The sequence below is a fragment of the Alloyangia pacifica genome (assembly GCF_900116195.1).
Taxonomy (GTDB): domain Bacteria; phylum Pseudomonadota; class Alphaproteobacteria; order Rhodobacterales; family Rhodobacteraceae; genus Salipiger; species Salipiger pacificus.
Genome location: NZ_FOZW01000020.1, coordinates 42,443 through 53,769 on the forward strand (window position 1 = coordinate 42,443; position 11,327 = coordinate 53,769).

The window sequence follows — 11,327 nt, forward strand, 5'->3', positions numbered from 1 at the left end:
GGCGCATCACGCGACGCGTATGGCGCCCGGTGTTTCGCGACGCTGGAAGGCGGCAGGCGAAATGATCGCCTTGTCCGGCGACCTGAGAATTCAGGTCACCGGTTGGATCGCCGGTCGGCGGCCATCTTCGCGTCGCCTTGGGCTGCAAGCGTCACTCATGGACGCCGAGGTAGAGCTCTTCCATTTCGGGATCCGCAAGCAATTGCTCGGCGGGGCCGACCATCGCCACCTTGCCCGAATCCAAAATGTAGCCTCGGTGGCTGATCTTCAGACTCTGCCGCGCCCGCTGTTCGATCATCAGGACGGCGACATCCATCGACAGGAGTTGCTTCACCTGTTCGAACACCTGCGTGCTGAGGGCGGGAGAGAGCGCAGCGGTGGGTTCGTCGAGCACGATGAGCTTGGGTTGAGACATCAGTGCCCGCGCAAAGGCGAGTTGCTGACGCTCGCCCCCTGAGAGAGCCCTTGCCTGAGTTCGCTTGCGCCGGCCAAGGGCCGGGAACATGCTGAACATCTCGTCCATGCGCGACTTCGCGTTCTGGCCCCGTCCCATGATGCTGAGGTTTTCCGAGACGGACAGGCTTGGGAAAACGTTGGCCACCTGTGGAACGTAGCTGATACCCAGCGAGCGTCGGTCCTCTGCCGACCGGCTCAGCAGGTCTTGTCCGGCAAACGTCATCTGGCCAGAGGTCCGGGGTGCAAGGCCCATGACACCCTTGACCAGTGTCGATTTTCCGGCGCCGTTTGTGCCGGCGATGGTGACGATTTCGTTCTCCTCGACATGAAGGTCGATGCCGCGAACGATATCCACTTCTCCATAGCCGACGCGGAGCTCCTTGAGTTCGAGCAATCTCATGCGCTTTCCCCCAGATAAGCGAGCCGGACGGTCTTGTCCGCCAGCACGGTCGACGGCGCACCGTCCCCGATGATCTTGCCACGATCCAAGACCACCATCCGGTCGCACAGTCGTGCCAGCGCACCGATGTTGTGCTCGATGATCAAGAAGCCGATGCCCCGGTCGCGCAGTTCCGATATCCTTGCACCGATTTCTTCGATCAGGACCGGGTTGACCCCCGCGAAGGGCTCATCCAGCAGGATGAATACCGGATCGAGCATGAGCGCGCGTCCCAACTCCAGAAGTTTCTTCTGGCCGCCCGAGAGAACCTTGGAATGGCTCTCCCTGACATGCTGCAGCTTGAGAAACTCGAGTATTTCCTCGGCTTTCGCGGCAATATTGCGTTCGGTGGCGGCGACCCTGCCTGGCGTCAGGAAATTACGCCATATCGTATCGCCCGGTTGCTCCCTTGCTGCGACAAGCAGATTTTCGAACACCGTCAGGTGCGAAAATGGGCGCGGGACCTGGAATGTCCAGCCAAGTCCCTGACGCACCCGGACATGAGATTTCATGCGGGTGATATCGTTTCCATTGAGCACTACCGTCCCGCCGGCCGGTCTTTGTAGGCCGTTTATCAGGCTGAACAGAGTGGTCTTACCTGCGCCGTTCGGTCCGATCATCCCGGTGATGTCACCCACATCGATTTCAAGGCTGACATCTTGGATGACCTGCAGGCCACCGTAGTGCTGGGATAGGTTTTCTAATCTGAGTGTCATTTTGAGGTGAAATCTCCCATGATGCCCTGCGGACGACGCGATGCGAGAACCATGAGCGCAAATCCGATTGCTCCGATGCGGACGCTTGCCATCTCCACCTCGGAAATGAAGGGCAGGACATCGCGCAAGAAGCGAGAGCCTTCCAGAAAGAGAGTCAGGACGATGGTGCCGATCAAGGCTCCACTGAGACGGCCCGCTCCGCCCAGAATGACGGCAATCCAGACATAGAAGGTGGTCAGCGGGAGGAACTGATCGGGGCTGATGTATCCGAAGTAATGCGCGTAGAGCGCGCCAGCGACACCCATGACGAAACCGCCGAGTCCGAAGACCCGCAGTTTGTAGGAAACCGCGCTTTTCGAGATCGACGCAAAGGCTGCCTCGTCGTCCCGCATGGCGCGTATCGAGCGCCCAAACGGACTGCGGACCAAGAGGTGGGTCGCCAGGGCCACGAGGACGTTCACGGCGATAATCAGGACCACCGCGTTCACACCGGGCGACCATAGCAACGGGATGCCCGGTATGCCGCTGACACCCCTGGGGCCGTTGGTGATCTGCTCTTCGCCGATGACGAGGATGCGTACGATTTCGCTGAAACTGAGCGTCACGATCGCAAGATAGTCGGTACGAAGTCTTAGGACGATACGCGCAAGCCCAAAGCTCATCAGAGCCGCCAGCAGGCCGGCGATAAGCATCGCACCATAGACCGGAAAATTGCCGTTCGCCGTCAGGAGGGCGGAGGCGTAGGAGCCGATCGCGAAGAACCCTACAATGCCGAAGTTCGGAAGTCCGGCGAAGCCGAACTGCAGGTTGAGCGCTTGCGCCAGGAGCAGGTATATCCCGCCGATGGACAGGAGGGTAATGACATAGTGGATCATCAGCGCACCTGCTCCACGCGACCGAAGAGTCCCTCTGGCTTCCAGATCAGCACGGCGATCAGCACCGCAAAGGAGAAGATCGTCTTGTAGACAAAGCCGACCATCGGTGTTGAGAGTTCTTGGCAGATGCCAAGAAGGATCGCCGCGATGACGGCGCCGAGGGGATTCCCGAGCCCGCCCAGAATTGCCGCTGCGAAACCGGGGAGCAGCAGGTTCCAGCCGATATCCGGGATGACCACGGTCTTGATGCCGATGATCGTGCCGCCGACCGCGCTCACGATGCCGATCAGGGACCACAGAACGATCATCACGCCCCGCGAGCGAATGCCCGCTGCGCGCGCAAGGTCGCGGTTGTCGGCGAGGGCGCGCACCTGCAAGCCAATCGGCGTGAGGTAGAGCACCGCAAAGACCAGAGCGAGCAAAGCGACGGATGCCAGCGCAACCCAGAGGTCGATCGGGACGATCAGGAAGCCGTGGAAGTTGATGGCGCGCGCGATGGGATAGTCGATGGCATATTGTTCATGGCCCGCGAAGAGGGACAGGACGCTGCGAAGAAAGAGAGCAAGGCCGACCGACGCGACCAGGGACATGATCGGGGAGACATGCGCGAGATGCCGGAAGAGCAACCAATAGGCCAGCAACGAGATCAGGGCCGTGACGATACAGGACCCGAGGACACCCAACATCAGCGACCCACCGGTGACGGCCTGAATCGCCACGACAACGTAGGCACCGACGGTCATGAAATCCCCGGTCGCCGCATTGGTGAATTTGGCGACCGAGAAGCAGAGGGAGACTGAAAGTGCCAGGGTCGCCAAAAGGAGACCCTGGACCAATCCTGACATAGCAAGATTTGCGTAGAACATTAGATGTTAGTCCTCGAATACGATGCCATACGCGAACACGTATTCGCCACTCTTCACTTCAGAGACACCGAAGTTGCCCGGCGTGCGGCCCTGATCGTCAAAGTCGCACGGTCCGGAGGCGCCGAGGTAGTTCAGAACCGTAGCGCCGCCGGCAATGAGTTCCTTGCCCTCCGCAAAGCTGTTGCAGGGCTCACCGTCCGGACCACAGACCTTGTGGATCGCGTCGGCCAGCTCCGCGCCGGTCGAGATCGCAGGGTCGAGTTCGAGAGCAAGCGCAACGAGATTCATCTCGTCATAGGCAATGGCCGCATAGGTGTTTGCGGAACCCGGCGCATCCATGGCCGCCTGATAGACTTCGTCAAAGAGCGTGTATGCTGCGGAATCCGAGTTGGGAACGAAACGATAGACGATCGTGTCTTCGACGAGTTCCGGGCCAAGTGCCTCGATCAGGCGTGTCGTCACCGCGAATTCCGGCGCGATCACCCGTGCTGTGTTTCCGAGTTCATAGAGCTGCTTCATGATGATCGTTGCGTCGGGCTCGTAGCCGTTCAGGATGATCACATCCGGGTTCGCCAGAAGCGCCTGCTGCAGCTCTGAGCGGTAGTTCGGCTGGTTCGGCTGATAGCGAATGTCTTCGGGTTCGCTGCCTGTCTGCTCTGCCCAGTATTTGTGGAAGCTCGTGGAGTTGCCGATCGAGGCATCGTTTGTGAGCGTCAAGGTCACGGGACGCTCATAGCCTTCCTTGGTCACGATCTGGTTTAGCACGAACCCGATCGACTGGCTGGACGGATAGAACTGGAAACCCAGCCCCTCGGTGTTGTCGGCTGCGAGCTTGGGGGCCGCGCCTGTGTGCATCAGGACCACATCTGCCGCATTGCTGGCCGGGATGATGGCGAGCGCCTCGGGGCTGGAGTAAACGCCCAGAAGAGCCTTGACCTCGTTGACTTCGATCAGTTTGCGGGCCGCCAGCAGTGCGGGCTCGGGCAGCGTCTGAGTGTCTTCCGCGAAGACCTCGAAAGTGTGCCCGCCGGCCCCGCCAGCTGCGTTCAGCCGTTTGGCCATTTCGATGATCGTGTTCTGCACGCCGGTGCCGAAGACACCCGCAGCGCCCGTGATCGTATTCGGCGCGCCGATACGAAAGACATTTCCTGCAGCCTGGGCTCGACCAGACAGGCCCGTCAGCAACGCCGTGCTTCCGATACCTGCCAAGACGGCGCGACGCGAAACATCGCCTTGATTTTTCATTTGCAGTCTCCTTGTTGAATATTGGTGTTGTTGTTGGTTTTTTGGGGTAACAGCCTTAGGGCATTTCCCCGGTGCCGCCGGCGCCCAAAGCAGCGTGCCCTTGAAGGCTATGTTCCGCAGGTGAGTTCTCGGAAGCAAATTTTCCGGATGTTAGTAAATTAAAACTTGCCTATTTATTCGCGGGTGCGTGTGAGGCGAGGTAAGTTATTCCCATAAAACATGTGTTGTTATGGAGGCTGTGCCGAGCGTGCTTCTTTGTCTCCGCAACTCAGGGAGGCATTATTGACAATCTGTGCTTGTTTATTAAATGTGGCGTGCGGCGGTGCGCGCGCGCCGCAGAAATCGAGCTCGTATGAATTCCGTGGGAAGGGGGCCTGCGCAAATGTCTAAAGAGGCGGGAAGTTCCAAGTCGAAACAGTCCCCTGAGACGGCCACGCGCCCGCGCACCCAGGCCGAGAGGTCGTCCCGGACGCGGCAGGTTGTCTGCGAGGCCGTGCTCGACTGTCTTGTCGAGCACGGTTGGGAAGGCGTTTCGTCCAATAGCGTCGCAGCACGGGCCGGGATCTCGCGGGGCGCCCTGGTTCATCAGTACCCGACCCGCAATGACATGTATGTCGCGGCCTATAAGTTCCTTATAGACATCTGGCGCGAGGGCTATCCCTTCAACACCGCGCCGGATTACGTGCGGCTTTCGATTACCGAGATGATCGACGCGATTTGGGCGCTCATATACGAGAACAAATGGTTCATGGCCTCCATGGAACTCGTCATGGTCTCTGAAAAGGATGGCGAACTTTCGCGCCGCCTTCTTGAGGTCTACACCGCGTGGGTTGCCGAGCGGGATGACGCGGCCATGAAGATCCTGGGCATCGATCCCAGTGACCGCAACATGGTCGACCTCTTCAATCTGTCGCTCGCAACCTTGCGGGGAATTGCCATGTTCTCCAACGCGTCGGGCGAACCGGACTATGCACAACGACACGTCGAGCGCTGGAAGGCGATGGCGCGCGCCGCCGTGGACAGCTAGGGGCCGTCCGCACGGCGCCGCCGCGGTGATCGCATCAGATCGCAAGGCTGTTCTTCTTCGCGACGCCGCCCTGGACAATCAGCGGAATCCGCTCCCCCTGGCCAGTGAGTACGGAAATGTCTTCGAGCGGGTTGCCGTCAACGACTATGAAATCAGCAAGAGCGCCGGGTGAGATCTCGCCGAGTTCGCCCTCGCGCCGCAGCACCTTCGCGGCATCGACGGTTGCGGCTCGAATGGCCGCATGCGGGGGGATGACGCGTGCACGCAATGCGAACTCGTCCGATTGGCTTGCTTCCAGAGGGCCCAACAGATCGCTTCCGTATCCGGCAACAACGCCCGCTTCGTAGAACTTCCGGGTCCGCTCCAGCCCCGCCTCGCGCACAGATTCACACCGCTCAAGCCCCGCCGGGGTCACGCCGGAAGCCGCTCCCATGCGCGAAATGACGTCGTAGGTGACGTTCGTCGGCACCACTCTGATGCCTTCGCGCGCCATTCGGCTGATCGTGGCATCCTTGGCTAGATTGCCATGCTCCACGCATTCGATACCGCAATCGATGGCCCGGTTGATCGCCGTGTCGTCGTACAGGTGCGCGGCGACGTATGTTCCGAACCCTTTTGCAACTTCCACAATCGCCTTCAGTTCGTCGAGCGAGAACACGAGGTAACCGATCGGATCGGCGGGAGAGGCCACGCCGCCATCGGCCATGACCTTGATGAAATCAGCGCCGCCCTTGATTTCTTCCCGGGTCGCCCTGCGCACTTCCGCATCACCGTCGCACAGGCGCCCCATTGAACCGAGGTTGCGCTCGTAGTGAGCGGTCGAGCCAAAGTGGTAGGGGGGTCTGAAATCAGTGTGTCCGCCGGTCTGCGCAAGCGCCTTGCCGGAAATGATCAGCCGCGGCGCGTCGATCCAGCCTTCTGAGACAGCGCGCTTGAGGCCGCCATCGGCGCCGCCTGCGTCCCTGACCGTGGTAAAGCCGCGCATCAGCATCCGCTTCATTCGTTCGGCGGCTTGGAAGGCAATGAGCGAGCTCGGCAATTCGGCGCTATGCCGAGCATCCTGGGAGACCACCGACACATGCACATGGCAATCGATGAGACCCGGCATCACGGTTGCGCCCTTCAGGTCGACTTCGTCATCGCCAGTCACTTTGGACGCGGTTTGCACCTCGGCGAAACGACCGTTCTCGACGACGAAATCCACCGGGTCCGGCAGATCTGGCGAGGTTCCATCTACGATCCGCGCGTTTTTGAATACGGTGAGTGCCATGCTTAACCCTAATGTGCCTTCAGATACCCGAGCCGCTCGGAGCAGTGTATGTTACGAGCAGCAGTGTTCGTAACATACAGACAGCATGGTTCGTAAGTTCCGTAAAGGAGTTTGTGTGGCTTCTTCGTGATTTTGGAATGGCTCGCACAAATTCAGTGCTTCCTGCGCCAGATGCCTGGCCAAGAAGATGAAGGTGCGGAAGGTTCGCTCTCGGACGTGCGCCGCCAAAGCACGGCGTGATCTGATGTGTGAGCTGGATTGGCCAGTGGTCCCGGCAAACATGCGAATGCATGCGCGACCTTCGATCTGCAGGCGTGAAGGTCATGGGCGCAGGCTGAAAGCTCACTTTACAACATAATCTGGATTACACGCTTACGCGATTTAAGGAGCGCACACGCCAGTACGCTGAGCGGCTCGAACGCGATTTCCCGCGTGCCTCACCTGATGCTGCGCTGGCACGCGAAGCACGCCGGCACCGCTGAGATCACCGTGGGAAAAGGGCTGCAGACAAAAAAATGGCCGAGACAAGCTCGGCCGAAGTCCAACAGGGAGGTAGGGAGAGATGAGCTTTTCAGCTCAAATCCGAACCCTGCGCCCTATCTATGGGCGAACTGAAAACTTCTCAACAAGAAGCACCATGCGCGTGCAGCATACCCGCCACCCAGCTCCGCGATCTGAGCGGATGGTCTGGTCGCAAGCTGGGCCCAACGAGGGCCTGAGGAGCCCCCGCCTCGACGTCTTCCCCAGAACATGGTTCACCATCGCGCAAAAGAGACCGATGGAGCGTCCGATCATCGGATCGGAAATGGAGCCGGAGTCGCTGTCCGGTTGCGTCGATCCCGGCACCTGAATTCCGCCGCGAAGCCCATGTCGAAGAATCGGGATCGCCATCAGCGATGTGCTGCGCTCCCCGGATGCAAAGTTCGACTGCCTCTACGCTGAAGCAGGCCGCCCCCAAAGGGGCACCGTCGCACACAGGGATCTTTTTGAGCACCCTGTTGGAAGGTGGCGTAGCCTGTGGCCCTGCCCGACGCCTCTGGCAGCACCCGGAGGAGCGCTCGTCAGCGCATCGGCCCGGCGCAGTGCACATGCATCTCAGTCCGGGATTTCGACCGGTCCCCGCCCTTTCGGTGCGCCGATCGTGCCGCGCTCGACAAGCGGCGTGGCCACAACGAACGTCTGCGCGGGGGAGTCATCGCCTTTCAGCCGGGAGATCAGGCGTTCCGCGGCCTTTTGTCCGAACTGATAGGTCGGCTGATCGACCACGCTGATCCGCGGCGAGGTCACCCGCGTCCAGTCTGCGTCGAACCAGGAGACCAGGGACATGTCCTGCGGCAGGCTGAGACCCCGGTCCGAAAGTTCGCGGAAGATCCGCGCACCGATGAGGCTGTCGGAGGCCAGGATTGCGGTGATCGACGGAGATTGCGCCAGGATGCGCGTCACGATGTCGGCGGTCGACCCGTCATCGCTTGCCCCGGTGAAGACCAGATCGGCGGGCGTCTCCACGCCCGTATCGCGCATCTGCGCCAGAAAGCTGGAAATCCGCTCCCGGACGGCCGAGATGCCAATATCCTCGAGCTTTCCGAGCCGGCCATCCGCCGTCATCATGGCGGTGACATAGGCAACCCGCCGATGCCCTTCCTCGTGTAGTCGATGCAGAACCTGCGCCACACTGCCGCGATCATCTCCACAGACCGCGTCGACCTCCAGATCCGGGGACCGGCGATCGAGCGTAACCACCGGTGTGCCCGAGGCGACCGCCGCTTTCAGATGGTCGACCCGCCGCGCATCGGTCGGCGCGACGATCAGCCCGGCGACCCGCTGACGCAGCAGGACCGAGACCATTTCGATCTCTTCAGAAAGCCGTTCGCTGGAATTGCTGATGATCAGGTTCAGGTCAGCTGCGCGCAGCCTGTCGCTGATCCCGCGAACCGCCTGACTGAAGAACGCGTTCTCGATGTCGCCGACGATCACGCCGACCAGGCCGCTGCGCCCTGTGCTCATCGACCGCGCCAGGTCGTTGGGCTGGTAGCCAAGCGTTTCTGCGGCTTCCAGCACAGCCTTGCGCGCGGTTTCGCTTGCGATGCCGTAGCCCCCGAGGACCCGGGCCGCCGTGGCTTTTGATACTTTGGCCGCCCGGGCGACGTCCGCGACGGTCAGTGAACTCTTTTTTCCGCTCATTCCTGCCACTTCGATTTTCAGGGCTCGAAATCCTTATCAAGCCTGTTGACGCGAATCAAAACATACATGAACCATACAACTACTGAGACCGGTCTCACTATACATGACACCGGTCTCATATTTAAACGAGGCCGATCCCTCGGCAGGACTGCACAGAGAGGGTCGGCCCGCCAACAGCGGGAGACACGACATGTCCAACAGCCTTCTCGACCGGGTGAAAGCCCCCCTGACCGGCTTCCTGGTTGCACTTGCCGCCGCCGGCGCCGTCCAGGCGCAGGACAACCCTTACAACCTGCTCGACGCCGACACGGTCAGCGTCGGATCGCTCGGCGATGCCAAGCCCTATGCCTTCACAACTGCAGCCGGCGAATTCACCGGATTCGACGTGGAGTTCCTGCGCAACGTGCTCGGGCGGCTCGGCTTCGAGGAGGACCAGATCCTCTTTACCGGGCAGGAGTTCGCAGCGCTGCTGCCGTCCGTCTCCAACGGCCGTTTCGACATCGCCGCCGCCGCCATCGGCATCACCGAGCAGCGCGAAGAGGTCGTCGATTTCTCGGACGGCTACCTGGCCGGATACCTCTCGGTCCTCTCGGGCGAGGAAGCGATCACCGAGGACCCCGCCAGCCTTGCGGGCAAACGCCTCGGCGTCGTGCAGGGCACGCTGCAGGAGATGTACGCCAAGAAGACCTTCACCGACACCGACATCGTCCAGTTCCCCGACAACAACACCGGTGTCGCGGCGCTGAACAACGGCACGATCGACGCGCATTTCCTCGACTACGAGGCCGCCAAGACCTATGGCGAGCGCTACGACCTCGACATCAAGGTCAACATCCCCTCCTTCGATGCGCCTGCCGGCTTCGCGGTGAAACCGGGCAATGACGCGCTGCGCAACGCGCTGAACGAAGCGCTGCACGCGGCGATGGAGGACGGCACATGGCGCGACCTCTACGAGAAGTGGTTCCCCGGCTCGCCGATGCCCAAGCAGTATCTGCCGAGCGGCAGCTGATCCCGCCCGACCTTCCGGCTGCCGGCACCGCCGGCAGCCCAATTCCCAAGACGTCGGGCGGCGCCTTGCCCCGCCCCCTGGAGACACCTTATGTGGTTGGAAAACCTCCAACGGACGTTCCTCGACTGGGACGCCATGGCCGAGATCTTGCCGATCATGCTCTCGACCGGCCTGAAGAACACGCTGATCCTCGCGGCCGCCTCGACTGTCATCGGCATCATTATCGGTATCATTCTTGCGGTAATGGGCATTTCACGCGCCGCCTGGCTGCGGGTGCCTGCGCGCCTCTACACCGACATCTTTCGCGGCCTGCCGGCCATCGTCACCATCCTGCTAATCGGACAGGGCTTCGCCGGGCTCGGGCGTGAGCTCTTCGGCCCCTCCCCCTACCCGCTCGGCATCCTCGCGCTGAGCCTGATCGCCGGGGCGTATATCGGCGAGATCTTCCGGGCCGGCATCCAGAGCGTGCCGACCGGCCAGATGGAGGCCTGCCGCGCCCTCTCGATGAGCTACAGCCAGGGCATGCGCCTGATTGTCGTGCCGCAAGGCATCCGCCGCGTGCTGCCGGCGCTGGTCAACCAGTTCATCTCGAACGTGAAGGACAGCTCGCTGATCTACTTCCTCGGCCTGCTGGCCTCGGAACGCGAGATCTTCCGCGTCGGGCAGGACGCCGCCGTGGTCACCGGCAACCTCTCGCCGCTGCTTCTGGCGGGGATTTTCTATCTGGTGATCACCGTGCCGCTGACCCATCTGGTCAACCACATCGACCACCGCCTGCGGTCCGGCAAGCGGACAACCGGGGCCCAGCCCAGCAGCGGTCTCGACGAGGTGGACGAGCTTGGCGCCGCGACGCGCAATGCCGAGCAGACCCGCTTCAACGGCGGCAGCCTGTCGATCCGCGACCTGCGGCTCAGCTATGGCCCCCTCGAAGTGCTGCGCGGGATCGACCTCGAGATCCCCAAGGGATCCGTCACCTGCATCGTCGGACCTTCCGGCTCGGGCAAGTCGACACTTCTGCGCAGCCTCAACCGGCTCGTCGAGATGAACGGCGGCCAGGTGATGCTCGATGGCACCGACATCCGCGGCATGAAGCCCGAGACCCTGCGCGCCCGCGTCGGCATGGTGTTCCAGCACTTCAACCTGTTTCCGGATCACACGGCGCGGGAGAACATCATGCTCTCGCTCACCAGGATCAAGGGGCTGCCGCGTGCCGAGGCCCGCGCCATCGCCGACGCCCGCCTCG

The 11,327-nt window shown here is 61.5% G+C and carries 10 protein-coding genes; 3 read left to right on the top strand and 7 right to left on the bottom strand.

Features of this window, described 5'->3' with window-relative positions:
* Positions 1-151: 151 nt before the first annotated feature.
* Genes BM397_RS26860 through BM397_RS26880 form a run of 5 tightly spaced genes read right to left on the bottom strand, consistent with a single transcriptional unit; the run spans position 152 to position 4,597 of the window.
* A complete protein-coding gene (locus tag BM397_RS26860; RefSeq protein WP_092430881.1) occupies positions 152-856 on the bottom strand; it encodes an ABC transporter ATP-binding protein in 705 nt (234 codons plus the stop codon).
* Positions 853-1,611, bottom strand: coding sequence for an ABC transporter ATP-binding protein (locus tag BM397_RS26865; protein WP_092430883.1), 759 nt, complete (start codon positions 1,609-1,611; stop codon positions 853-855). The genes BM397_RS26860 and BM397_RS26865 overlap by 4 nt, the downstream gene beginning before the upstream one ends.
* Positions 1,608-2,486, bottom strand: coding sequence for a branched-chain amino acid ABC transporter permease (locus tag BM397_RS26870; RefSeq protein ID WP_092430885.1), 879 nt, complete (start codon positions 2,484-2,486; stop codon positions 1,608-1,610). The genes BM397_RS26865 and BM397_RS26870 overlap by 4 nt, the downstream gene beginning before the upstream one ends.
* The gene (locus BM397_RS26875; protein ID WP_092430889.1) at positions 2,486-3,352 is read right to left on the bottom strand and encodes a branched-chain amino acid ABC transporter permease; all 867 of its coding nucleotides are present in this window, start codon (positions 3,350-3,352) and stop codon (positions 2,486-2,488) included. The genes BM397_RS26870 and BM397_RS26875 overlap by 1 nt, the downstream gene beginning before the upstream one ends.
* 6 nt (positions 3,353-3,358) lie before the next feature.
* Positions 3,359-4,597 carry an ABC transporter substrate-binding protein gene (locus BM397_RS26880; protein ID WP_092430891.1) on the bottom strand — a complete coding sequence of 413 codons (1,239 nt, stop codon included), beginning with the start codon at positions 4,595-4,597 and terminating at the stop codon, positions 3,359-3,361.
* A 382-nt stretch (positions 4,598-4,979) separates the two neighbouring features.
* On the opposite strand from BM397_RS26880, the gene BM397_RS26885 reads away from it, so the two are divergent.
* Positions 4,980-5,624 (top strand): TetR/AcrR family transcriptional regulator, encoded by a 645-nt coding sequence (locus BM397_RS26885; RefSeq protein WP_176806951.1) that lies wholly within the window; start codon positions 4,980-4,982, stop codon positions 5,622-5,624.
* Between the two features lie 34 nt (positions 5,625-5,658).
* On the opposite strand, the gene BM397_RS26890 is transcribed toward BM397_RS26885, so the two are convergent.
* Together BM397_RS26890 and BM397_RS26900 are read right to left on the bottom strand one after the other, a co-directional pair.
* Positions 5,659-6,894, bottom strand: a complete 1,236-nt coding sequence (locus BM397_RS26890; RefSeq protein WP_092430894.1) for a metal-dependent hydrolase family protein — start codon at positions 6,892-6,894, stop codon at positions 5,659-5,661.
* Positions 6,895-7,989: 1,095 nt separating this feature from the next.
* A complete protein-coding gene (locus tag BM397_RS26900; protein ID WP_092430895.1) occupies positions 7,990-9,075 on the bottom strand; it encodes a LacI family DNA-binding transcriptional regulator in 1,086 nt (361 codons plus the stop codon).
* A 190-nt stretch (positions 9,076-9,265) separates the two neighbouring features.
* Between BM397_RS26900 and BM397_RS26905 the strand changes: the two genes are divergently transcribed.
* Entirely contained in the window at positions 9,266-10,084 is an 819-nt protein-coding gene (locus tag BM397_RS26905; RefSeq protein ID WP_092430896.1) for an ABC transporter substrate-binding protein, read from the top strand.
* A gap of 90 nt (positions 10,085-10,174) precedes the next feature.
* A partial coding sequence (locus BM397_RS26910) for an ABC transporter permease subunit (RefSeq protein WP_092567439.1) occupies positions 10,175-11,327 on the top strand: 1,153 nt, incomplete at its 3' end.

Excerpts from the sequence above, each read along its gene's own strand:
- BM397_RS26860 (WP_092430881.1), bottom strand. The coding sequence starts at position 856 with ATGAGATTGCTCGAACTCAAGGAGCTCCGCGTCGGCTATGGAGAAGTG.
- BM397_RS26865 (WP_092430883.1), bottom strand. The coding sequence starts at position 1,611 with ATGACACTCAGATTAGAAAACCTATCCCAGCACTACGGTGGCCTGCAG.
- BM397_RS26870 (WP_092430885.1), bottom strand. The coding sequence starts at position 2,486 with ATGATCCACTATGTCATTACCCTCCTGTCCATCGGCGGGATATACCTG.
- BM397_RS26875 (WP_092430889.1), bottom strand. The coding sequence starts at position 3,352 with ATGTTCTACGCAAATCTTGCTATGTCAGGATTGGTCCAGGGTCTCCTT.
- BM397_RS26880 (WP_092430891.1), bottom strand. The coding sequence starts at position 4,597 with ATGAAAAATCAAGGCGATGTTTCGCGTCGCGCCGTCTTGGCAGGTATC.
- BM397_RS26885 (WP_176806951.1), top strand. The coding sequence starts at position 4,980 with ATGTCTAAAGAGGCGGGAAGTTCCAAGTCGAAACAGTCCCCTGAGACG.
- BM397_RS26890 (WP_092430894.1), bottom strand. The coding sequence starts at position 6,894 with ATGGCACTCACCGTATTCAAAAACGCGCGGATCGTAGATGGAACCTCG.
- BM397_RS26900 (WP_092430895.1), bottom strand. The coding sequence starts at position 9,075 with ATGAGCGGAAAAAAGAGTTCACTGACCGTCGCGGACGTCGCCCGGGCG.
- BM397_RS26905 (WP_092430896.1), top strand. The coding sequence starts at position 9,266 with ATGTCCAACAGCCTTCTCGACCGGGTGAAAGCCCCCCTGACCGGCTTC.